Here is a 24,095-nt window from a genome sequence, read left to right on the forward strand (position 1 = left end):
TATACGCTACTGTGTTTTAAATAACACTAAGCAGTAGATCTGAGACAAATTCAGCGGCATTTTTAATTTTTTTCACTTTTTCAACTTCTGTAGGAGAGAAACGAATACGTACCGGGAATTCCACATGGGTCATACCCGTTGATTTGATTACATCTGAAGTGCTTTGAACCTTCATATTAGTACCATTCAAGTAATCCTGTACAACTTCAATGGCTTCCCCGCTCCAGCCGTAGGAACCAAAGGCAGCAGCCAGCTTGCCTTCCAGATTCATCTTTTGCATTTGTTGCAATAGGTCTTCCAATTTGCCTGTCATGTCGGCATATTTGGTAGAGCTACCGACGAAAACAGCATCTGCTGAGGCAATACTCTTCAATATTTCCGTTCCATCCGCTTTATCCACGTCCCATAGCTCCACCTTGATTTGGTTCTCCAAAAAGCAGTCTTTCAGGATGTTTGCCATTTTTTTAGTGTTATTTTTGAGGGTGGCATAGACAATCGCTACTTTTTTATCCTCCTTGGTTTCGGTACTCATAGAGGCGTACAAATCAATAAACTTGGCAATATCATGCCGGATCGCGAAGCCGTGGGAAGGTGCAATCATCTCAATATCCAGATCGGCAACAGCTTCGATTAATGTGCGCACATATCTGCGATGTGGATGAATAATAGCCTGATAGTATCCGATAAAGTCCTCGGTGATATCAAAACCAGCCTCATCAGCAAATAGATGCTCTACAGCCACGTGTGTACTGAAAATATCGCAAGGGAACAAGATTTTATCTTCTATACAATACGTAATCATGGTTTCTTCTGTATGCAGATAAGGAGTTTCTTTGAATAGCAGCGTTTTGCCTCCAATGTCCAGTTGATCCCCATCCTTGATTACGAGGAAGTTGCGATGCTGAAGCTTGTACATTTGTTGAATTTCCGGAACGGCAATCTCAGTGCAGACAATCGTAGCGTTCGTTGCCTTGGAAGCAAGTGCCGCCAATCCGCCCGAGTGATCTGGTTCCGTGTGATTGACGATGATATATTGAATATCCAATGGATCGATCAATTCGGTTACAGCTTCGGCAAATTCTCTACCGAACGCCATATCTACGGTATCCACAATGGTTGGTTTTCCAGTTTTCAATAGATATGCATTATAGGTTGTACCCTTTGATAGTAGAAGACGATGAAAGGGAACCTCACGATTATCAATTTTTCCTACCCAATAAATATCCTTTGCCAGCTTGAATCCAGGCTTCATATGGAATAACCTCCTGCTTGTTTTGTTTATCTAACACAATTTGATTCTAGTTGGATGTGTCGATGAAAAAGATGATTGAAATCAAATTTTTAAATATTTTAAAAGTATTTTTACTTAAATTTAGTTTTGTGATTGCAATCACAAGGCGAGCGAAATAATCCAATACAATAAAGGTATTAATCCATCTTAAGCAAATTTAATTTCAAACAGGAGCGTGAACTAATATGAAAAAATCAAACCTCATTCAATTTCAGGAATATAAAGAAGCTGGGTTTACAAAACGAATTGTGCATAAGGAAGCCGACAATGTAATTTTTATTCTCAACTTTACTCCTAATGCCGAGCTACCAACACATAATCACCCAGGAGCGAATGTATATTTGCTTGTTCTTGAAGGCAGCGGGACTGTAACTGTGAACGGCGAAGCAACGGAAGTTGTCCAAGGGGATATCATTCATGTTACGGGAGATGAGCACTTTTCCTATCGTGGTGGTGCAGAGGTGAATTCCAGCCTGCATGTGGTGTTGACCAAAACGCCAAGTGAAAGCTATGCGCAAAACATATAAAAGAGGACACAGCAGCAACATGCTCATAAAAAAAAAAGAAAATAGTTATTTTTTTTCACTCGTATTGATAATGAATATCATTATCAAATTTTAAGGAGAGGTGTTAATAGCCAATGCAGACAGTAGATTACAAACAGGTGCCAGGGCACTGGATATTAGCAAGTCTCGGTAAGCGCGTGCTTAGGCCCGGAGGGTTAAAAACAACACGTTGGATGATAGAGGGACTTGACGTAACCGGGCAGGATGAGGTTATTGAGTTTGCCCCCGGATTGGGTATAACTGCCCAAATCACACTGCGGCTTAATCCCCGTCGTTATATTGCGATTGAACAGAATGAGAAGGCGGCTTCTATTGTAAAAACGTATGCAAGCGGAGCAAACCGGGAAGTTATTATTGCCGATGCTGAACAGGTTCCGTTGCCGGATGCCTCTGCGACGGTGGTATATGGGGAAGCCATGCTGACGATGCACACAAGAGCCAAGAAAGCGCAGATTATTTCGGAAGCCAGGCGGCTTTTGAAAACGGGCGGGAAGTATGCTATTCATGAGATGTGCCTTGCTTCTAACCATATTGAGCCTGCGCTCAGAAAACAAATTTACAAGGATTTGGCTACAGCCATGAGAGTTAATGCGACACCGTTGACGGTGTCAGAGTGGGAACAGCTGCTGAAAGAGGAAGGCTTTAAGGTCGTTAAAATCTATACGGTTCCCATGCACTTATTGCATCTGCCACGTATCATTCAGGACGAGGGCTGGTTGAGATTTGGAAAAATCGCCTTTAACCTTATGCGTAACCATGCTGCCCGGACAAGGGTTATGGGTATGCGCAAGCAGTTTGTAAAGTACGCCGACCATCTGCAAGCGGTCAGTATCATCGCTGAGCGATAGCCTGAATTCACGAATAAGAGAATAATAAAAGCTTTTTACGCAATAGCAAAAAAGGAGACGAACCCCTATTCAGGGATTCGTCTCCTTTTTGTATATTTACTGCTTTGGCTTGGCTGCTGGAGTGCGCATGCTTTGCACCCCTCTATTCGTCATATAATAGGTATAACGAAAATTTCCAATTTCTGATGTTTTACATTACCATATTGACTGAGATCATTGGAATAGTTAACTAAAATAATAAAATAGGCATACTTCAAAAGGAGGAAGCGTGTTATGAAGCTGCATCGAGCCATTGTGGTGGATGATGAAACCTTTACTCGCAAAGGGCTGCTTCAACTCATGGATTGGCAAGCCTGTGGTTTTGAAATCGTAGGAGAAGCTGATAACGGTGAGGATGCGCTGGAGCTAATCAGCCGTATTCACCCGGACCTGGTCATTACCGATATTCGTATGCCTGTGCTGGACGGATTAGAGCTGATCCGGTCTGTGCTCGAACAGAGTACAGAACATCCCGCGTTTATTATCTTAAGCGGTTATAGTGATTTTGCTTATGCGCAGCAGGCAATCCGCTATGGGGTTCATGATTTTATGCTTAAGCCGATTGATGAGGGTGACTTTTCGGCTACACTGCGCAAGCTGAGTGAAAGACTGCATCGTGAACAACAGAATGCACAACGATATCAGAATCACCATGCAGGTGGGCTGTTAGAGACTGTGATGATGAACCCAGTGGATGATGTAGTGGTGACACAGTGGGAGCAGCAGCTGCGGCTTGGGGAAGCCACGTATATGTACTATGTACTCGTCGAGCTGAATGACCAACATCCCTGGCGCTCCGGTGACGATGGTGTCATGCTATCACTTTTTCAGTTCAGGGAGCTTATAGAGCAAGCGCTTCATCGTTTAATGGATGGCAAGTACCCTCTCTATGTTCATGAGCATCGTAACCGGATTGGTCTTATCGTACCGGACTTCTTTTTGGGGTGTTTTGAAGGCAAGGTCGAAGTTTTTATGAAAGCGCTACAACGAGAGATAGAGGGGATGAAGACACTAAAAGGTCAGCTGGGAAGTCGGGTTTTCGTTTATGCAGGAAAGCCTGTGAATCGGTTGCAGGATATCCAGCAGTCCTACGCCTGTGCAAAGGAAGCAGTGCTCCATAAATACATTTATGACAATAGCGGTATTGTTGTATATCTACGGGAGGGAATGCCACCACTTCACTATAAGACCATCCCTCAGGACGTACTGGATCGCTTGACGGAACAAGTTGAGGAACTGCGGTTGGATGAGCTGCGTGTGGCCGTGGATTATTTATTTAGTAGTTTTCGGGAGGAGTGTTATGCACCTGAGGCTATGAAAATGAGTCTGCATCAATGCTTACTTAGTATCGTTCGGGTCATTCAAAACATGCAGGGAAATGAGCGCTCACTTCAGTCACTAGAACCGATGATGAACTGGCAGGACATGAACCTGTCCCTGGGTGAACTACAGCGATTGTTTACAGCTTTTGCAGAGGAAAGTGGAAGGTATATTGGGGTTCTGCGCAAGGATTGTCAGCAAGGAGGCATCCAGCACATCCGTGCTTACATTGAGCAGCATGCCGCCGAGAATATAAGCCTGAAAAGTATTGCGGCTCGCTTTTACATGAACCCGGTATACCTCGGTCAATTGTTCAGGAAAACGTATGGTGTGTACTTTAACGAATTTCTGCTGAAATTGCGTGTTCAGGAGGCGAAACGCTTGTTGCGGCAGACGGATCTGCGGATTTATGAAATTGCTGAGCGCGTGGGCTTCGGCAGTTCAGACTATTTTGTTACCCAGTTTGAAAAGATGGCGCACGCCACGCCTAGTGAATACCGCAATAGCCTGAGTATTGGCGACGAGCCAGAGAGGGCCAGCGAATGAAGATGCTGAGAACGACTCTTGATCATGTGCGATTGCGGGATAAAATGCTGCTGCTTTATTTTCTCTGTGTTTTCACGCCTGTAGTGCTGACCAATCTTATTTTTTACCATGTCACCTCGCAAAACGTGAAGGAACAGCGTATGCAGGATATTTCGCGCGCACTGGAACAGATTAAAATTGAATTTTACCGTGAATTTGAAGATGCGATGGAAATCTCGTCTATCTTTTATACTGATCATCAGCTCAATGAGGTATTGGAAGAAACATATCCCCACCCTGCTGACTATATCGCCGCTTATGACTCTTATTTACGTCATATCTTGAACAACACTTACAGTCCTGCATACCATTCCGTAGGTGGAATTACGATCTACACCAATAATTCAACGCTGCTGAATTCCGGGGGAATCAGCTTTATAGATGAGGGAGTCAGAAGTTTGCCCTGGTATACCAAAATCTCGCCTGGACGCCAGTCCAAGCCTATATTTGTACGTACCGATGACAGCACAGGTGAACAGATGTACCCTTTTAGCCTGATTCGGCGGATGAACTACTTTTATTCCCAAAATGGTCGTGAAAAAATACTGAAAATAGAACTGCGAATGTCGTCCATTCGGGAGATTTTCAATAACCTGAATTTGCAGGGAAGTCTCTTTCTGCTGAACGAACGAGGGGGAATCGAATATACAACGGACCCCAAAGTGGATATAAACCACAAACATGTAGCCTATAACACTCTCAAGCTGCCCGAGGACACGATGGAGTTCAAGACGAATTATGTGCTTACGAGCAATCTGAATGGCTGGAGCATTGTGGCTGCGGTATCGAGAGATGCAGTGCTGTATGAAATGCAGGAATCTCGCAATTTTGTGCTCTTGTTAACCTGTGTCAATATGCTGCTGCCTACATTAATCATTATTTGGATTACACGTTCGTTGAACGTGAGGATTCATCGTATTTTAAAGCACATGAAGAAGGTGAAAAACCAGCATTTTGAGCTGATTCGCGGTACAGAGTCGCGAGATGAAATCGGGCAATTAACAGGTGAGTTTAATCGGATGACGCTGAAAATAAAGCGACTGATTAACGATGTCTATATGGCCGATATACAGCGAAAAAATCTGGAAATTCAGCGCAGACATGCTCAGTTGAATGCACTTCACAGCCAGATCAACCCGCATTTCCTGTTCAATGCGCTGGAGACGATTCGCATGCGGAGCTTGATGAAGCATGAGGATGAGACAGCGCGCATTATTCATAACATGGCACGGATTTTCCGCAATTCGCTGGTGTGGAACAAGGATCGGGTTACTTTGCGGGAGGAGCTGGAGCTGATCCGTTGTTTTCTGGAAATCCAGCAATATCGCTTTGGTGAGCGAATACAGTACGAAGTGCAAGCGCGCTCTGAAGACCTGGACAATCTGCTTCCCAAAATGGTCGCGCTGACACTGGTTGAAAATGCAAGCATCCACGGCATTGAGCCGCTAAAGCATGGGGGACGCATTGAGATACATTTTGAGCATGAGGAAGGACAACTGATTCTAACGGTTCGGGATGATGGGGTGGGCATGTCTGAGGAACAGGTACAACGCTTATATGGTTACATGCAAAGGCAGGAAGAAATGGGTGAGCGTATAGGTCTACAAAATGTCATCTATCGTCTTAAACTTTACTACGGGAGCCGCTTTGAGCTTGCCATTCGCAGCGCACCCGGCGACGGTACGGAGATTCGAATTAGGATTCCTGCGGATCGGGAGTGAGGGTAGACAGCAACGCCTATTTCGCTTTGAAGGACCTTTACCTATAGTTTTCTAAGTAACACCTTTAGATTGACAGGTGAACGAAAAGAACGGCATTTTATAAAATGAAAGTGCTTACAATTTAGGGCGTACGGGATTCTCAGTGCTTGAGGTACGTGCGCACGATATTCACACACAATCGACAAAAGAGGACGAAAGGGGAGGGGCTGGCATGACAAGCAAAAGGTTCGGAATCATCACTCTGGTAATGGTTATGATGGCGTCTATGATCGCTGCTTGCTCAGGGAGCTCGGGCAAGGAGCCGGCGTCAGGAGATAGCAAGGAGAAGGTCACATTCACGTATTTTAATGCCACTGCGGGGAGGGACATTAATACCAAAGAAACGCGGATCGGCAAAATCCTGGAGGATCAGACGGGGGTAAACTGGAAGCTGGAGCATTTGGTGGGTGATTCCAATACGAAGATCGGTACATTTATTGCCAGTAACGATTACCCGGATGTGATAGTACCGGATGGCACGATCGATAAGCTACTGGATGCCGGGGCTTTTATTCCCCTGAATGATTTGATCGACAAATATGGACCAAATATTAAGCGTGTATATGGACCGTACTACAACTTGATGAAGGCGGAGGATGGGAACATTTACTTTCTGCCGCTCAGTGCGGTGGTAGGCGATTATTTACCTGCACCTAACTTAGAGCAAGGAGCCTTTTGGGTGCAACGCAGGGTATTAAAAGAAGCGGGATATCCAAAAATCAAAACACTTGACGAGTATTTAGCCCTGATTCGTAACTATGCAAAAAAGCATGCAGATGAGGGATTGACTGGGTACCTGGCGTTAACCACGCAGGATAGGTTTTATGCTCTTACGAACGCACCGATGCATCTGGCAGGCTATCCGAATGATGGCGGCACGATTATTGATATGAAAACACACCGGGCCACGGATTATGGAGATATGGAAATCACAAAGCGGTATCTGAAAGAGCTAAATCAACTCAATGTAGAAGGCCTATTTGATAAATCGTCCTTTGTGGACAATTACGATCAATATCTGGCGAAGCTGACTTCGGGTAAGGTGCTGGGCTTTTTCGACTACCGCTGGCAGGCGGGGCAGGCCCTGAATAATCTGCAGGAGGCTTCCAAGCAATCGGGCAATGATGATATGGAGTATATAGGGCTGCCTGTTGTATACGACCAGAATATAAAGGATCAGTACATTGATCCGTCGTCATTCGTTAATAACCGAGGCATAGGAATTACGGTCAGTGCCAAGGACCCGGTACGTATCATCAAATTTTTTGACAACCTGCTGACCGACGAAAACCAGGTGTTATCCAACTGGGGAATCAAGGGAGAAACCTATGATGTAGATAAAAAAGGACGCTTTTACCGGACTGAGGAGCAAATTAAGCAGACTGGTCAGGACGCGTTCCGCGAATCATTCGGGTTCAAATATTTTGAATACAGTTGGCCGCGATACGGTAGCGGTTCTACCCTGCCTGACGGCAACTCCGTTGGTGCCGGACGGCAGCCGGAGGTTGCGCGTATGTCCTACACCGAGGGAGATAAAAAGCTACTAAAAGTCTATGGTGTAGAGTCCTTCTCGCAAATGTTTTCCGCACCAGACGAGCGCCCATGGTATCCGGCCTGGAGTATCCCAATTGCTCAAGGTTCACCTGCGCAGCTCTTCCAGCAAAAGAAGGGGGACCTGCAGCGCAAATATTTCCCGCGTTTGGTGCTGTCTGCACCGGAGCAGTTTGATGCGATTTGGAGTGAATACACTACTGAATTTAACAAGCTGGATGTAAAGGCGTATGAGGAGCTGATCACGAAGGAGGTTGCCAAAAAAATCGAGAATCCCGGTAAAAAATAAAGGAGGAAGCAGCTATGGGCCACTCGTCACCACCAGCAGTCACGATCTCCCCGGATCAGTTGCCGCCCTCGCGGCGAACCGGCTTTAGGGGATTTATGCACAAGCTGAATCAGCAACGGGCACTGGTATGGATGTCCGTCCCTTTTTTAATCTGGCTGTTTATCTTCAAGTATTTGCCCATCTGGGGCTGGACAATTGCCTTTCAGGATTTTAAGCCTGCCCGCAAGTTGCTCGATCAGCAATGGGTCGGATTAAAACATTTCCATTTTCTATTTCAGGATGAACACTTTCTGCGGGTCATGCGCAATACGCTGGCGATGAGCTTTATTAATCTGGTGCTGGGCTTTGTCACCGCTATAACATTAGCGATTTTGCTGAATGAGCTTCGCCAGCTCGTATTTAAGCGGGTGGTACAGACGATCAGCTATCTACCGCATTTTATTTCGTGGGTGGTCGCGGCTAGCATCATCAGTACGGCGCTGTCTGCGGATGGCGGCATCATCAATGAGGTGCTGATGTGGCTGGGGTTGATTAAAGAGCCTATTCTGTGGCTGGGCGAGGGAAGCTATTTTTGGGGCATTCTCGGTGCATCGGAGGTATGGAAAAATGTCGGCTGGAACACCATCATTTATTTGGCCGCGATGACGATGATTGATCCCTCGCAGTATGAAGCGGCCGAGATGGATGGAGCAGGGCGTTTTCAGCGAATTTGGCATGTGACATTACCCGGATTGAAGCCTGTATTTATCATCCTGCTCATTATGAACATCGGCAATCTGCTGGAATCCGGCTTTGAGCCGCAATACTTACTGGGCAACGGCATGAACGTGGATTATTCGGAGAATCTGGATATTTTCGTACTGAAATATGGTATCCAGATGGGTAATTTCTCGCTTTCCATTGCTGCTGGGATGTTCAAAACGGTAGTCAGCTTCATCTTACTGTTTAGTGCCAATCATATTGCGAAGCGGTTAGGGGAGGAGAGATTGTTCTGAGAAAAGAGTGAGTTATGGTGGGGGGACGGCCGCTTCGCGTGCGGATTGTTCTTCCGATCGCTGTTATCCCCGTATTCCTTTTTATCATAAAACATTAGAGGTTGGAATCCGGGGCTAGCTTATGCTTACGATGCGAGCTTTCCTCTGGAAAGCTTTTAGCCGAACGCTCCGCTTCTTCAGAACAATTCCGCCCGCTCCGCTGTTGCCCGCCATAAAGTCACTTTTTTAAGAACTGAGGGTAGTGGCAAGGGGAGAGCTTAAGGAAGACGCGTGACTCGCGCTTCCTTGGGCGTCATGATAGCTGGCTCAGCTTCGCTATCGCCATTAGAGGCTGTTTTTTAGGACTGTGCTATTCGAAGGAGATAGCAGAGGGTGCGCGATCCAAATGCCTAAACTATTTTTTAGAAAGGAGCGGAAGTCATGGGCAAAGGGAAGGCCGTACACGGGCGATTTCGGGCCCCCTCGGATCGAATTTTTGATGCGTGCAATATCGTGTTTATGCTCTGCCTGATGGTGTTCACGCTGTATCCGTTTTTAAATACGCTGGCGGTTTCGTTGAATGAAGCGAATGATTCGATTCGGGGCGGGATCTATTTGTGGCCGCGTGAATTCACGTGGAGTAATTATGAATATGTGTTCAAGGAAGCGACGATTTTCCATGCTACGCTGATTTCTGTATTACGTACGGTTGCGGGTACGGTGACCTCTGTGTTTTGCTGCGCGATGGTGGCGTATACGATCAGCCGGCCGGAATATGTGCTGCGCAAATTTGTTTCGATTGCTTTTATTTTAACAATGTATTTTAGCGGTGGATTGATTCCGAACTTTCTCCTGATTCGTGAGCTTGGGATGCTGGGGACTTTCTGGGTGTATGTCGTGCCGGGATTGATCGGGGTGTTTAATGTGATTGTCATTCGCTCCTTTATTGAGGGATTGCCGGAAGGGATTTTGGAGTCGGCGCGTATTGACGGGGCTGGGGAGTTTGCCACTTTTATGCGCATCGTTTTGCCGCTGTGTGTTCCCGTACTGGCGACGGTGTCGCTGTTTACAGCGGTCGCGCAATGGAATTCCTGGTTCGATGTGTTTTTGTACAATTCGTCATATGAGCAATGGAGCACTCTTCAATATGAGCTGATGAAAATACTGCAAAATTCCAACACGTCTGTTAACACTCAGGACTATGCGAGCCAATTCGCTGGTTCGGAAAATCTGGCGAAGTCGGTCACGCCTACCTCGATTCGGGCCACGATGACGATTGTCGCTTCAGTGCCTATTATTTTAGTTTATCCTTTTTTGCAAAAATACTTTGTGAAGGGTATGACCTTGGGAGGTGTCAAAGGATAGTAACTGAAATCCAATGGTGCCCAATACGAATTCAAAAAATTTGAGTGCGGGAGGGATTGCTTTGCGGCCATGTTGGGTTAAGCCTTTTTGTCTGGTGCTGGCTGGAGCGCTGTTGTTATCGCCTGTTGGTTGGTGGGGAGCGTCTGTAGCGAAGGCAGCTACGTCTATAGAACATTCCCCGCCCGTTGCGGATACGGTGCTGTCAGCGGGTAATATCCATAAAACCATTGGAACGTATGGATTTGAGCAAGGAAACAGCGATGGCTGGAAGCCTCGGGGAACTTATACCCAAATTGCATCCGTCACGGAAGCAGCATATGGCGGCACGCACAGTCTGAAGGCAACCGCCCGCACAGCGGCTTGGAACGGGGCGGAGCTGGATGTGAAGTCGCTGTTGCAGCCGGATGTAGAGTATGAAATTAGTGGCTATGTGAAGCTAGATGGTCATTCTGCGGTTCCGAGCATGGTTAAACTTACAGTGGAGCAGCAGCCGACAGGTGGGACTACGACATGGAAGACGGTAGCGCAGACGGAGACGGCGGATACATCGTGGATCAAACTTCAGGGGAAATATACTTTTACCGGGGGGATGGATGCATTGAAGCTGTATGTGGAAAGCTCGAATCCCGCGCAGGCCTACTATGTGGATGAGGTAGAAATAACACAGGTATCGAAGACGCCAACGGAGCCGGCCAATGGTATCGTATCCGGGTTTGAAGATGGTACGGCTCAAGGATGGGTGTCCCGTATGGGAGCCGAGACCGTGCAGGTTTCGAATGCCGATGCACGAACCGGCTCATACAGTCTGCTGACAACAGGCAGACAAAAGACATATGCCGGCCCCAAGCTGGATGTGACTGCTACGATGCAAAAGGGCAGCCGATATACGGTCAGTGCCTGGGTGAAGCTGGCGCCGGGTGAGCAGCCTGCCAAGGTGAGGCTCAGCATACAGCGTGATCACCAAGGGGATAGTGCGTATGAAACTGTTGTAGGCGACACGGCTACTACGACAGGGGGATGGATGCATTTGTCTGGTACGTATACGCTTGCGCATGATGCAGACACCGTTTCTATGTATTTGGAAACGGCAGAAGGAACGTCTTCCTTTTATATGGATGATTTCGAGCTGTCACTTGTACCGCCGCTGGCTATTGAAAAGGACATTCCTTCTTTGCATGGATTATATGGGGGACAGTTTAGCATTGGCACGGCGATTGAAGCTTTCCAGACCGAAGGGGCTTACGGAGAGTTGGTACAGAAGCATTTTAACAGCGTCGTTGCAGGGAATGCGATGAAGCCAATCTCCTTACAACCGTCCGAGGGACAGTTCCATTGGGAGGAAGCAGACCAAATTGTGCAATTTGCTAGACAGCATGGACTGGAAATTCGCTTCCATACTTTGGTGTGGCATAACCAAACTGGGGATTGGATGTTCAAGGATAAGAATGGACAGCCGATGACGCCGACTGCTGAGAATAAAAAGCTTTTGCTAGATCGGCTGGAGACGCATATTCGCGCTGTTGCAGCCCGATATAAAAATGTCATCACCGATTGGGATGTGGTGAATGAGGTCATTGATCCTGATCAGCCGGATGGCATGCGCCGCAGCAAGTGGTATCAGATTACTGGTACTGATTATATTGAAAAAGCATTCCGTGTCACGAGGGAAGCGGCGGGCCCGAACGCACGACTATTCATTAACGATTACAACACACATGAGCCGAAGAAACGGGATTTTCTGTACAATTTGGTACGTGATCTGCTCGCTAAAGGTGTACCGATTGACGGGGTAGGCCACCAATCGCATATCCGCCTGGAGTTTCCCGCTATTAGCGAGATTGAGCAGTCCATAGAAAAGTTTGCTTCGCTTGGTCTGGACAATCAGATTACCGAGCTGGATATGGGTCTTTATTCCAATGACACAGATCGCTATGAAACGATTCCAGAATCTATGCTGGTCCGGCAGGCTCACCGCTATCGGGCGCTGTTCGATATGTTTTCAAGGCAGCAGAATCATATCAGCAATGTGACGATTTGGGGTACGGATGATGGAAATACGTGGCTCAGCACGTTTCCGATAGCCCGGCTGGATAAGCCGCTACTATTCGACGAACGGTTAAAGGCCAAATATGCCTATTGGGCACTTGCTGATCCGTCCAAAGTCCCGTCGTTGCCAGCAGGGAACAGCGAATAAATGGTTTGAATACATGCCGGGCTTGTTTTGCCTTATTCTATGCTGTATCGAACGTCGCCTTATACAAGCATAAAAGCAGGCTGTCCTTCACATGTGACATGTAAAGGACAGCCTGCTTTGTTATCGTAAAGGAATTACATTTTTATTCCAAATTGGCGTGTTGGCCAAACATAGATTTGGAGGTCAGCTTGCGCAGCTCCATCGTTCTGAGTACCAATGCGTCACCGTATAACAGCAGGGTTTGCTCAAACAATGAGCCCATAGGCTGAATCGTTTGGTAGTCCTTGTTGGACGGGTCCTTGGCCGCACCAGGCAGCTTGACGATGATATCGGCCAGTTTGCCAATGGTGGAACCCGGGGAAGTGGTTAGAAGCGCTAGAGAGGCCCCAAGTTTCTTTGCTTTTTCTGCCATGGAGGTCAGGCTTTTGGTTTCACCAGAGCCTGAACCAATAATGAGTAGGTCGCCCTCGCCCAAACCAGGAGTTACGGTTTCCCCGACCACGTAAGCTTGAACCCCCATATGCATCAGCCGCATCGCCAGCGAGCGAATCATGAACCCTGAGCGGCCTGCACCTGCCACGAATACCTTATTCGCAGCGGCGATGGAGTGGATCAGCTGCTCCGATTCTGTATCACTGATCAATTGTGGAACCAATTGCAGCTCCTTGAGTACCTCGGATAAATATTGAGAGGTTTCCATTGGGATTAACCTTGTTTGATGAACTGTTGCATTTGGGAAGCTACAGCCTTTTTGTCGTCCTCGCCAGTGATACCACCGCCGACGATAACCAGATCCGGTTGAGCCTTCACGACCTCAGCCAAGGTGCTCAGTTTAATACCGCCAGCCACGGCAGTTTTGGAGTTTTTCACGACTTTTTTGACGGTTTGCAGTGCTTCGAACGGGCTCTGTCCTTCAGCTTGCAGATCGTAGCCTGTATGCACACAGATGTAGTCAACGCCCAGAGCGTCGATTTCTTTCGCACGTTGCTCCAGGTTTTTAACACCGATCATGTCCACCAGGATTTTTTTGCCGCCTTGTTTTTTCGCTTCTTCTACTGCACCTTTAATTGTCGCATCTTCAGCTACAGCCAAAATCGTAACGATATCTGCACCAGCCTCGGAAGCTTTTAGCACTTCATAGCCCCCTGCATCCATAACCTTCAGGTCAGCCAGCACTTTCAGATTCGGGAATGCTTCTTTCATTGCTTTTACTGCATGAAGTCCTTCATTGATGACAATCGGCGTACCGATTTCTACGATATCAATATACGACTCTACTTCTTTTACCAATGCAATACCTTGCGGGATATCTACTAAGTCTAAAGCCAATTGAAGTTCCATGTTATTAACTTCACTCCTTAAGTGAATTTATATTTTGATGAACAGGTACATGCTCTGTTGAGTATTACTCTATACTTTGGTTTCATGCACAGGTTTGATTGTAAGGCCCCGATATCCGATTGAAAAGTACGCACTAATTCGTAACGTAGTTACCCCGACGATACTATAGCATCATAAAAACCATTCATGAGAGAGCCTGCATTTTGTCTTCTTTAGCATTATTTCTATAAGGGGAGTCGATTATTCGTAACCAAGGATTTTGCAAAAATCCCATAAGCGACTTCCAATGAACAAGATATAGATCGAAATGGTTTAGTTCGTCTATATCTTGCACTTCGGAGCGACTGGAATCGAATTTTGCAAAATCCATAACCATACACAGCAATGTAAGGTTGCAAAAAAAAGAAGGTAGCGATGATTAAATTGACTTCAAGTTAGGTTTTGACTATATTTGTAATATACTGGTATGCAAAAAATGGAGGCTAAGAGCATAACTACCCTGAAGAGTAGCCGCTGTGCTAAGGGGTAATCGCAATTTTCAGGATAGGGAGGCGGGTTTTAGTGGAAGAGGTCCTGAACCAAAGGGAAGCCATTTATTTGTTGTCGGACAGCCACGAACTCGATAAAGCTTGTGAGTTGTTTAGAATCAGCTACACACATAATGATTGGGATGAAGCGAACAAAGTAGCAGATTATCTGCATACGTTGGCTGAAAGCCTGTATCACACCCAACTGAGAAATGCTGCAGACGGCAAGTATGAGACATTGGACACCAAACACCCGCTAGTGTTTTATTATGCTTACAGTTATCTGGCGAAGTCTATTTACTATCAGAATATGGGAAAGTATGAGGAAGCCAGAAACTATATTATGAAGTATAGCGAAATGGGCTGGTTTATGGGGCTGGATCAGAGCGGTCACGAAGAAGTAGAGAGATTCCGTTTCCTCGCCAAGGCCAATTTATTTACGATTGAATTACTTTCGGGGAGAAGGGAACTTTTGCCTGAGTACGTTCAATTTCTTCACGACAATGAAGAGGAGCTACTTCCAGGATTGGTTGGTATTGCCGAAGCGGCTAACTTGAATAATTGGAATATAGACGACCTGCTGAACGATTTTGCTGATGATATTAAGATATTTGAAGGTTATGAAGATAGAGCAAACCGCGTATATTATTTAAAACTGGTCAACCAATTGGCCATTTACCATTTCAAGAAGAAGCAATACTCTGTTGCCTTAAATTATGTCCTTGATTCTCTGCAATTCTCTGCCAGTGTAGAAGCGGATGCCGATTTCAGGACATTGGTTGCTCTGTTTGAAACTTATCGAGATTTGGCAACACCATCACAGCAAGAGCAATACCAAACCATTTTATTAAGGGGGCTTCATAATGAAAAAGGCATTAATCTCGGTAACTATGGTCTTGGCGTTTCTTAGTATTGCTCTTCCGGTGGGAAATATTTTGGGAGGGTTAGACCCAGTGTTTCCTTCAAATCATGGTGTTTTTTCTTATACTGCTTGAGTTTCAGATTTAGACCATCAAGCCCGATAGGGCTTTTGTACATAAAGGGAGCACACTTTTACGCATTTTGCGATCAGTGTGCTCCCCTTTTTTATCCCAAGATTTATTTTATGGCATACGAAGTCAGGTCATTGGCCAGATGTTGCATCGTTTCACTCGCCTTTTGCATACGCTCCATCACTTCAGTGAAGGAGCCTACCAGAGTCGCCTGCTCCTGAGAAGAAGAAACAATTTGCTCAATTTCCTGCTCCATTTGACGAATGGAGTTTTGTACATCCTTAAGGGCTCCTTCAATATCGACCGTTGCCTTTTTGGATTCTACGGATAGCTTGCGCACCTCTTGAGCGACGATACCAAAGCCTGCTCCTGCTTCTCCTACACGTGCGGCTTCGATCGCTGCATTCAATCCAAGCAGGTTGGTCTGATCGGAAATTTCCTTGATGAACACAGCTACCTGATTGATTTTACCCGAGTTTTGTACGGCGATTTGAGTGTTTTTCAAAATCTGTTCACTGGTTGCCTGAAGCTCCTCGGAATGAGCCGCTACATGCTGTACCATATCAATGAGCTGCTCGGTGATGGAGCGATTCTCGGATACGATTTGATCCAGTTGATTTTTGTTAGTCAAATTATAAGAGGCCGCAAATGCTGCGATGACTTCACCTTTCTCGTCAAATACAGGGATACTGATCATATCAAGAGGAAACCCTAGAATTTCAGCAGGAATGTGGGTCAGGCTGGCCTCACGTCCATTTTTAAGCATGGCAAAATCTTTATAGTCCTCGAGCAGCTCCGAGCCTGTTTCAAAGCCGAGATCCATACCCTCCGATTGGGTATACATAAGGACATGAGTGCGGTCGAAGAGAGCAAGGGTCACTTTCTCACGCATAATCTGTTGTATGTAGGGAATGGCTGCAATTAATGCATCTATTGTATTCAAATAGATAACCTACCTTTCTTTACTAGATATATTTTTTATAGTCTCGTATATAGTTGTCGGTCTAAAGACGGATAAAAGTTATAAAGATATTGAAAATTTAAAGGGAAATGAAAGCTTCAGAAAAAAAGGCATACCGTTTCCATTACGGAACGATATGCCTTCTATTTAATCTTAACGTGTCAGTGCTGTGTATAGGTAGTTCACTTGCCGCGTTGCTCGAACAGTTGTGCGATTTCCACAATAACCTTGGTAGCAAGTACCATGTTGTCCACCGATACATATTCAAACTTACCGTGGTAATTCTCCCCACCTGTGAAAATATTCGGGGTAGGCAGTCCCATGTAGGATAGCTGTGAACCGTCTGTACCGCCACGAATCGGCTTGATAATGGGTTCGATATTCAGCTTTGTCATTGCTTCATAAGCGACATCGACGATATGCTTGACTGGCTCTATTTTCTCTTTCATGTTGTAATACTGATCTCTCAGCTCCAGTGCAATACGGTTTTCTCCATATGCGGCCTGCAGCTCTTTGACTACATTTGTTAAATAAGCTTTCCGGTTTTCAAAGTTCTCGCGGTCAAAATCACGGATAATATAGTACAGTTTAGCTTGTTCTGCCGTACCTGTAGACTCCAAGAGATGATAGAAGCCATCATATCCGTCTGTATATTCCGGGGCTTCGTTTGCAGGTAACCGACTATGCAGCTCCATAGCGATTTTGGCAGCGTGGATCATTTTGTTTTTAGCCGTACCGGGATGCACATTCACACCGTGAATGGTAATATGGGCGGCTGCGGCGTTAAAGCTCTCATACTCCAGTTCTCCGAGCGGTCCGCCGTCTACCGTATAGGCATATTCAGCGCCAAAAGCGGCTACATCAAAGCGTTCCGGTCCTCTTCCAATCTCTTCGTCCGGTGTAAAAGCAACGCGAATTTTGCCATGTTGAATTTCTGGATGGTCAATCAGGTAGTGGATAGCTGTCATGATTTCTGCGATCCCGGCTTTGTTGTCTGCACCGAGCAGGGTGGTACCATCTGTTGTGATCAGGGTGTGGCCTTTATATTGAGTCAGTTCGGGAAACTCACGTGGAGAAAGAACCACACCAAGCGAAGCATTCAGCGTGATATCGCCCCCATCATAGTTTTCCGTCAATTGCGGCTTTACCCCTGCGCCAGTCAGCTCGGTAGCCGTATCGAGGTGAGCGAGAAAACCGATGACGGGAACCTCTTTATCCGTATTGGAGGGAAGGGTTGCCATCACATAACCATGATCATCAATGGTTACGTCTGTCATACCAATGGCTTTCAATTCGCCCACCAAAAGGTTGCCCAATGTGAGCTGTCCGGGTGTAGTGGGGCAAGTGTGGCTGCTTTCATCAGATTGGGTATCTACCTGAACATATGTAGTCAGGCGGTCAATCAGTTCCTGTTTCAAAGTGTGTATCCTCCTTGGTGTCATTTCTATTATGGTACGTATTTTATCATGATTAGGCTTATAATATGAAAAAAATGGTTGACCCTTTTCGGAATGACGGGTTGTGTTGCACAGGGGAGACGAGTAAGATAATAGTAAAATAAAAGTAAAAATAGAGTAAAACCATTAAAGGAGTCTGCAATGCCTACGTTAAAAGATATCGCCCAGGAGGCAGAGGTTTCGATATCCACGGTCTCCCGAGTGCTGAATTATGATGAAACACTGTCTGTTTCTGAGGAAACGCGGCGTAAAATTTTTGAGGTTGCCGAGCGCATGAAATATACGACGGTTAAACGTAAAAATGGCGGTATTGGTCGTCAGCCCCGCAAGAAGGCAGAGGGACCCATCCGGTTGGGCATGGTGCACTGGTTTAGCGCGTACGAGGAACTGGAAGACCCTTATTATCTGTCTATCCGGTTTGGCGTGGAAAAAGAGTGCCGCCAAAGCGGGGCGCAGCTGGAGCGTATTTTCAGAAGAGAGGACCTGACTGCGCTGAAGGCGTCATCCGAAGGGCTACATGGGCTGATCGTGCTGGGGCATTTTAGCAGCGAAGAGGTAGAACGTATGCTGGAACTGCCCATTCCTTGCGTCTTTCTGGATCATCCGGTAGAGCGAACAGGGGCAGACTATGTGGTCATTGACCTTGCTCACGCTGCGGCTGATGCACTGGATTATTTGATGGACGCAGGCCATCGTCACATCGGATATGTAGGTATGGGCAAGGATGAGCAGTCCCATGATTCCGAACGAGTCGAGCTAGATGCCCGCTATGAGACGTTTTTACGGTATCAGGAACAGCACAGGCTGTGCACGTCGGATGATATTCATGTGTGCGGAGGAACGGCGGCAGACGGCTTCCGTGCGATGGAAGCGGCTATTCTGGCAGGAACAGAAAGCCTGCCTACAGCCTTCTTTGTCGCGAGCGATTCGGTGGCTATTGGGGTGTTAAAGGCGCTGGAGCAGCATCACCTTGCGGTGCCGGAACGTATCTCAATTGTTGGCTTCAATGATATTCCGACAGCGGAATATTTGACCCCATCTCTGTCAACGGTCAAAACGCATACCGAACTGATGGGAGAGACGGGCGTTCAGCTCTTGCTGCATACAGTACGCAACGGTGCAAACGAGGTGGGGCGGAAGGTCATCATTCCGACCGAGCTAATGATTCGCAACAGCAGTGCGCCGCTACATACCGATACCCAATAAAATCGGCGTTATTGATTTGGACAGCCCCGGCTTACCGGGGTTGTTTTTTTGATATAAAAAGATACAAAAATGGATTGACAATTACCTTGTAAATGCTTACATTGAACATATATTTGTTTTACTAAGTTTTACTCGTTATTTTTACTTAAATATTTTACTATGGTATAAGAGTGGAAAATAAAAGGTTGAGGTGACTGCCCATGCGTACCATTTTGCCGTTGAATGACCAATGGTTTTATCTTCCTGAATATGTCGAGAGCGAAGTAAGTGCAGGCATTGATGCAAGTCGGTATGAGCCAATTCAGCTGCCGCACACCAATGTAGAGCTTCCGTATAATTATTTTGACGACAAGGCATTTCAGTTTATTTCTACGTATAAAAGAGAGTTGAACATTCCGGCAGATGCCAAAGGTAAGCGAGTGTATGTTGATTTTGAAGGAGTCATGACCTATGCCCAGGTATTTCTAAACGGGGTAAAAGCGGGGGAGCATAAAGGTGGATATACACCGTTCAGCGTTGAATTGACCGAACTTGCCGAATATGGCAGCCCCAATGTGCTCACGGTCATTGTCGATTCCACGGAACGGGACGACATCCCTCCCTTTGGGGCAGTCATTGACTATCTGACCTACGGCGGTATTTATCGCGAAGTGCAGCTACGAATAGTGGAGCCTGTACATCTCGGAACGGTATTCGTCCAAACACCGGAGCCGCTTGCGGCAAATAAGGCGGTGCGCGTGGTCGTGGAGCTGGAGGGCATCAGCGATCAGCAGGACGACTTGACGGTCGCGCTGCAATTGCTGGACGGAGCGAGCGTGAAGGCGGAGACCGGGCTGGAAGCGGTGACGGCGGCGGAAGTAACGCTGGAGCTGAAAGAGCTGGGCGGCCTGCAACTTTGGGATATAGATGATCCCAAGCTATATGAAGCGAAGCTGACGCTGCTACGAAGCGGAGAAGAGTTGGATCAGGTGACCGTGTGCTTTGGCTTCCGCGAGGCCGAATTTCAGCCGGACGGTTTTTACTTGAATGGGCGGAAGATCAAGCTGCTTGGCTTGAACCGTCACCAGTCCTATCCGTACGTTGGCTATGCTATGCCTAAAAGAGCGCAGCGTCGTGATGCAGATGTGCTCAAGGAGGAGCTGGGGCTGAATATGGTACGGACATCCCACTACCCTCAGTCCCGTCATTTTCTAGACCGTTGTGATGAGATCGGATTGCTCGTTTTCGAAGAGATACCGGGTTGGCAGCACATTGGCGGTGAAGCGTGGAAGGAGCAGGCGGTGAGGGACGTAGAGGACATGATTATCCGTGATCGTAATCATCCCTCCATTGTAATCTGGGGGGTACGAATTAATGAGTCGCAGGATGACCATGATCTGTACACGCGTACCAATGAGCTAGCACGAAAGCTAGATCCGACCCGTGCTACGGGTGGTGTGCGTTATATTGTAGGCAGTGAGCTATTGGAAGATGTATATACGATAAATGATTTTGTTCATGATGGTGGGCACAAAAAATATTTGGCGAAGGAAATTCGCAATTTTGATACGTATGACGATACAGAAGGCGTAGATGGCGAAACGACAGGCTTGCGCCAGCCGTCTCTCGTTACAAAGCTGGATCATCCGGTCCCTTATCTGGTAACGGAATATAACGGGCATATGTACCCGACCAAGCGCTTTGACCAGGAGGAACGGGTAATGGAGCATGCACTGCGCCATACGCGGGTCCAAAATGCTTCCTATGCCGATGAGGGCATTGCCGGGGCGATTGGTTGGTGTGCTTTTGACTATAACACGCATGCTGATTTTGGTTCCGGTGATAAAATCTGCTACCACGGTGTCATGGATATGTTCCGCCTGCCTAAATTTGCAGCGAGTGTGTACCGGAGCCAGAAGAACGTCGAACAGGAAATCGTTATGGAGCCGGTCACTTACTGGTCGCGTGGTGAGCGGAATATTGGAGGCATCGTGCCGCTGGTCGTGTTCACCAATTGTGATGAGGTGGAGTTCATCTACGGTCATGAGCGCAAAGGTGTTTATCGTCCGAACCGAGAGAAGTACCCGGCGCTTCCTCATCCCCCTGTCGTGATCGACGAGCTGACAGGCCACTGGGGCATGAAGTGGGAAGACGCTGTATTCATTGGATACGTAGATGGGCAAGAAGTGACCCGCAAATACTATTCACGTAATCCGGTGCCGACAGAGCTGCGGGTAGCTGCAGATGATATGGTGCTGGAAGTTGGCGATTGGGACGTAACCCGAGTAGTAGTGGATGCGCTGGACGAATACGGCAACGTCTTGCCGTTCTATGCAGATCCAGTTTCGGTGGAGGTCGAAGGGGTGGGTGAATTGATCGGTCCTTCAAGCTTATCCCTAATTGGTGGACGCATTGCATTCTGGATTCGTACGAAGGGGGAGGCTGGACAAATTCGTGTGAAGGTTTCTGCGCCTTCCCGTTTCGGTCCGCAGGAATTGAGCATTCACGTGCAATAAGGGAGCAAAGGCAACATACAATCCTACTAGCCGCTTGTATACCGTTTGAGACTTCCATTATTTAAAAAAGGAGTTGTCCGCAGATTCTGAAAGGGATCTGAGAGGGCAACTCCTCTTTGGCATAGCTTAGGGTATGTTAATCTATGAGTCTTTTAAATTGTGTCTTATTACTGAGTCACTTAACGTTACGCTCATAGATTGGAAGCATAGAATACACTATCAAACGCAAGGGAGGTGAGTTTTATGGCGATCCTTTTACCTTCGCAAATCTACAATCTCGCTGCGGGTGTGGGTAAATCCTTTTTTGAAAATTTGAAAGGCGGTAATAATGCTACAATTACCGTGAATAACACGGGTGCCAATCCGGTGGATCTGGTTGTTACACGTGTCAATGCTCCCGTGATCACGTATGTTATCCCGGCAGCCAATAGTCTGACGTTAGAAGTGGCTTTGTTGCTGGTAGCTGCTCTCCAAGCTACTCCAGCTGGAGCTGTGACAGGCACCATCCAAATTGCTACGGCTGATTTTTAACCTGTAACGACCTGACCCTCTAACTCTAGCTTTGCCGTATGGCAAGGTTAGAGTTTTTTTTGTTTGAAATTTTCTGAAACTTTTTTCATATTGTGCCGATATATACATATAGCATAGCAAACAACAACATCGAAAAGGAGTACCCTGTATGAGCTTTAGCAATCCAGTTTTACGTGATGACATCTTTTTGCGCGAAGATGAAAGAGAAGCTAGTGAACAACGCATGACCATCGGAGGAACGGTGAACAAAACGTTGCTTCTGCTGGTTCTGCTCATCGTCTCTGGCAGCATTACCTGGTACATGACCTACGAGGGAACCGTAGAGGTGCTATCCTTGCTGACGGCAGGCTTTATTGGTATGGCAGGCGTAGCACTTGCGATATCCTTTTTTCCAAAAACCGCTCCGTTACTCTCTCCTGTATATGCGATTCTGAGTGGTTTTGCTTTGGGTGGCGTTTCAGCCTTTATGGAGTATGAGTACCCTGGAATTGTAGCCAATGCCATTTTGCTGACCGTGGGTATTTTGTTCTTAATGCTCTTTATGTACACACAGCGAATCATCAAGGTGACACGCGGCTTTATCTCATTCGTTGTCCTGTGTACGATGGCGATTTTTCTGGTGACGCTAGTTGATTTTATTTTGAACTTTTTCGGTATGAATGTTCCGTATATCCATGAAACGGGTTGGCTGGGTATTGGTATTAGTTTATTTATCGTGATCATTGCGGCTTTGAATCTGCTGGTTGATTTCAATTTTATTGAAGAGCAAGCAGATCAAGGTGCACCCAAATATATGGAATGGTATGGTGCTTTTGCATTGCTGGTGACTCTAGTATGGCTGTATGTACGGATTTTGGATCTGTTGGCCAAGTTCAGTAAGAGGGACTAAGTGCAGGGTGAGAAGAAAAGGATGGCTGAATGCCGTCCTTTTTTGTATTAAATAGACGGTTTAAAAATTGCATTTTACGTTAAATACATAGAAGTTGGGTAAAACATAAAGACAGACAGGAGAGGAGTGAGTGTATGTATCAAGTGGTGCTGGTTAGGCATGGAGAAAGCGTGTATAACCGACAAAACCTGTTTACGGGCTGGACGGACGTGGACCTGACTGAACAAGGGACTCATGAGGCCATTGAGGCGGGACGTATTCTCAAGGAGGCTGGATATACGTTTGATTTGGCATTTGCCTCTGTGCTAAAACGATCTATCCGCACGCTGTATCACATCTTGGATGAGCTGGATCATCTGTGGATACCTGTGCAGAAGTCATGGAAGCTGAATGAACGCCATTACGGTGCTCTTCAAGGGCTTAGCAAGCTGGATTCCGCCGTGCAATACGGCGAGGAGCAGGTTCATATCTGGCGGCGTAGCCTAACAGTGCGGCCACCCATGCTGGATGAGAAGGACGAGCGGAGTCCGCATCGGGAAGAGCGTTATCGCAATATTAAGCCAGAAGAGCTGCCGCTTGGGGAAAGTCTGGAGGACACAGTGCATCGGGTCGGTGAGTTTTGGAAGCAGCGGATTGTACCTTTGATTCTCAAAAAGGATCGAGTTATCATTTCTGCACATGGTAACACTTTGCGGGCCTTAATCAAGTATATGGAGAATCTGGACGAAACCGCATTGCTGGATTTGAATATTCCCACAGGCATTCCCCTGGTGTACGAGCTGGATGAGCATATAGATCCCATACGGCGCTTTTATCTCGGTGATCCGAGTCATGTAGAGGCTAAGAAGCAGGCTGTGGCCAACCAAAGCAAGGTAACGGAGTGACTTTCCATACACAAAGAGGACAGGGCGCTT

19 protein-coding genes are annotated in these 24,095 nt (G+C 46.7%); 14 read left to right on the forward strand and 5 right to left on the reverse strand.

Annotated features, from left to right (window positions below; genetic code table 11):
* Nucleotides 1-16: 16 nt before the first annotated feature.
* Entirely contained in the window at nucleotides 17-1,252 is a 1,236-nt protein-coding gene (locus tag MHB54_RS14330) for an FprA family A-type flavoprotein (RefSeq protein ID WP_340981680.1), read from the reverse strand.
* Between the two features lie 224 nt (nucleotides 1,253-1,476).
* Here MHB54_RS14330 and MHB54_RS14335 point away from each other — a divergent pair, with 224 nt between their 5' ends.
* The 8 genes from MHB54_RS14335 to MHB54_RS14370 all read left to right on the forward strand — a co-directional run bounded on the left by MHB54_RS14335 (nucleotide 1,477) and on the right by MHB54_RS14370 (nucleotide 12,782).
* Nucleotides 1,477-1,818, forward strand: a complete 342-nt coding sequence (locus MHB54_RS14335) for a cupin domain-containing protein (protein WP_076264549.1) — start codon at nucleotides 1,477-1,479, stop codon at nucleotides 1,816-1,818.
* 113 nt (nucleotides 1,819-1,931) lie between these two features.
* Nucleotides 1,932-2,705: a class I SAM-dependent methyltransferase gene (locus tag MHB54_RS14340; protein WP_028540834.1), complete on the forward strand. Its 774-nt coding sequence runs from the start codon at nucleotides 1,932-1,934 to the stop codon at nucleotides 2,703-2,705.
* Between the two features lie 273 nt (nucleotides 2,706-2,978).
* On the forward strand, nucleotides 2,979-4,610 hold the full coding sequence (locus MHB54_RS14345; RefSeq protein ID WP_264454405.1) for a response regulator transcription factor: 1,632 nt from the start codon (nucleotides 2,979-2,981) through the stop codon (nucleotides 4,608-4,610).
* Nucleotides 4,607-6,370 (forward strand): sensor histidine kinase, encoded by a 1,764-nt coding sequence (locus MHB54_RS14350; protein WP_264454406.1) that lies wholly within the window; start codon nucleotides 4,607-4,609, stop codon nucleotides 6,368-6,370. The genes MHB54_RS14345 and MHB54_RS14350 overlap by 4 nt, the downstream gene beginning before the upstream one ends.
* A 211-nt stretch (nucleotides 6,371-6,581) precedes the next feature.
* Nucleotides 6,582-8,249 carry an ABC transporter substrate-binding protein gene (locus MHB54_RS14355; RefSeq protein ID WP_023990912.1) on the forward strand — a complete coding sequence of 556 codons (1,668 nt, stop codon included), beginning with the start codon at nucleotides 6,582-6,584 and terminating at the stop codon, nucleotides 8,247-8,249.
* Nucleotides 8,250-8,263: 14 nt separating this feature from the next.
* Entirely contained in the window at nucleotides 8,264-9,244 is a 981-nt protein-coding gene (locus tag MHB54_RS14360) for an ABC transporter permease (protein WP_023990911.1), read from the forward strand.
* Nucleotides 9,245-9,664: 420 nt separating this feature from the next.
* Nucleotides 9,665-10,588: a carbohydrate ABC transporter permease gene (locus MHB54_RS14365; RefSeq protein ID WP_028540826.1), complete on the forward strand. Its 924-nt coding sequence runs from the start codon at nucleotides 9,665-9,667 to the stop codon at nucleotides 10,586-10,588.
* Nucleotides 10,589-10,649: 61 nt separating this feature from the next.
* On the forward strand, nucleotides 10,650-12,782 hold the full coding sequence (locus MHB54_RS14370) for an endo-1,4-beta-xylanase (RefSeq protein ID WP_254348374.1): 2,133 nt from the start codon (nucleotides 10,650-10,652) through the stop codon (nucleotides 12,780-12,782).
* A gap of 142 nt (nucleotides 12,783-12,924) precedes the next feature.
* Here the strand turns inward: MHB54_RS14370 and hxlB are convergent, their stop codons facing one another.
* Nucleotides 12,925-13,482: a 6-phospho-3-hexuloisomerase gene (gene hxlB, locus MHB54_RS14375; RefSeq protein WP_264454407.1), complete on the reverse strand. Its 558-nt coding sequence runs from the start codon at nucleotides 13,480-13,482 to the stop codon at nucleotides 12,925-12,927.
* Between the two features lie 5 nt (nucleotides 13,483-13,487).
* A complete protein-coding gene (gene hxlA / locus MHB54_RS14380) occupies nucleotides 13,488-14,123 on the reverse strand; it encodes a 3-hexulose-6-phosphate synthase (RefSeq protein WP_264454408.1) in 636 nt (211 codons plus the stop codon).
* 561 nt (nucleotides 14,124-14,684) lie between these two features.
* Between hxlA and MHB54_RS14385 the strand changes: the two genes are divergently transcribed.
* On the forward strand, nucleotides 14,685-15,560 hold the full coding sequence (locus MHB54_RS14385) for a hypothetical protein (RefSeq protein WP_023990907.1): 876 nt from the start codon (nucleotides 14,685-14,687) through the stop codon (nucleotides 15,558-15,560).
* 188 nt (nucleotides 15,561-15,748) lie between these two features.
* Here MHB54_RS14385 and MHB54_RS14390 read toward each other — a convergent pair whose 3' ends face one another.
* Both MHB54_RS14390 and pepT read right to left on the reverse strand, forming a co-directional pair.
* Nucleotides 15,749-16,585: a methyl-accepting chemotaxis protein gene (locus tag MHB54_RS14390; protein ID WP_023990905.1), complete on the reverse strand. Its 837-nt coding sequence runs from the start codon at nucleotides 16,583-16,585 to the stop codon at nucleotides 15,749-15,751.
* A gap of 200 nt (nucleotides 16,586-16,785) precedes the next feature.
* Complete coding sequence (gene pepT, locus MHB54_RS14395) at nucleotides 16,786-18,021, reverse strand: peptidase T (protein WP_264454409.1); 1,236 nt, start codon at nucleotides 18,019-18,021, stop codon at nucleotides 16,786-16,788.
* 180 nt (nucleotides 18,022-18,201) lie between these two features.
* On the opposite strand from pepT, the gene MHB54_RS14400 reads away from it, so the two are divergent.
* The 5 genes from MHB54_RS14400 to gpmA all read left to right on the forward strand — a co-directional run bounded on the left by MHB54_RS14400 (nucleotide 18,202) and on the right by gpmA (nucleotide 24,065).
* Nucleotides 18,202-19,266 (forward strand): LacI family DNA-binding transcriptional regulator, encoded by a 1,065-nt coding sequence (locus MHB54_RS14400; protein WP_023990903.1) that lies wholly within the window; start codon nucleotides 18,202-18,204, stop codon nucleotides 19,264-19,266.
* Between the two features lie 200 nt (nucleotides 19,267-19,466).
* A complete protein-coding gene (locus MHB54_RS14405) occupies nucleotides 19,467-21,761 on the forward strand; it encodes a glycoside hydrolase family 2 protein (RefSeq protein ID WP_340981681.1) in 2,295 nt (764 codons plus the stop codon).
* A gap of 243 nt (nucleotides 21,762-22,004) precedes the next feature.
* The gene (locus MHB54_RS14410; RefSeq protein WP_023990901.1) at nucleotides 22,005-22,292 is read left to right on the forward strand and encodes a hypothetical protein; all 288 of its coding nucleotides are present in this window, start codon (nucleotides 22,005-22,007) and stop codon (nucleotides 22,290-22,292) included.
* A 148-nt stretch (nucleotides 22,293-22,440) separates the two neighbouring features.
* Nucleotides 22,441-23,181 carry a Bax inhibitor-1/YccA family protein gene (locus MHB54_RS14415; RefSeq protein WP_023990900.1) on the forward strand — a complete coding sequence of 247 codons (741 nt, stop codon included), beginning with the start codon at nucleotides 22,441-22,443 and terminating at the stop codon, nucleotides 23,179-23,181.
* Nucleotides 23,182-23,315: 134 nt separating this feature from the next.
* Nucleotides 23,316-24,065 (forward strand): 2,3-diphosphoglycerate-dependent phosphoglycerate mutase, encoded by a 750-nt coding sequence (gene gpmA / locus MHB54_RS14420; protein WP_025721385.1) that lies wholly within the window; start codon nucleotides 23,316-23,318, stop codon nucleotides 24,063-24,065.
* Nucleotides 24,066-24,095 lie beyond the last annotated feature (30 nt).

Origin of the sequence: Paenibacillus sp. FSL M7-0802 (assembly GCF_038004945.1) — a bacterium.
Lineage (GTDB): Bacteria > Bacillota > Bacilli > Paenibacillales > Paenibacillaceae > Paenibacillus > Paenibacillus polymyxa_B.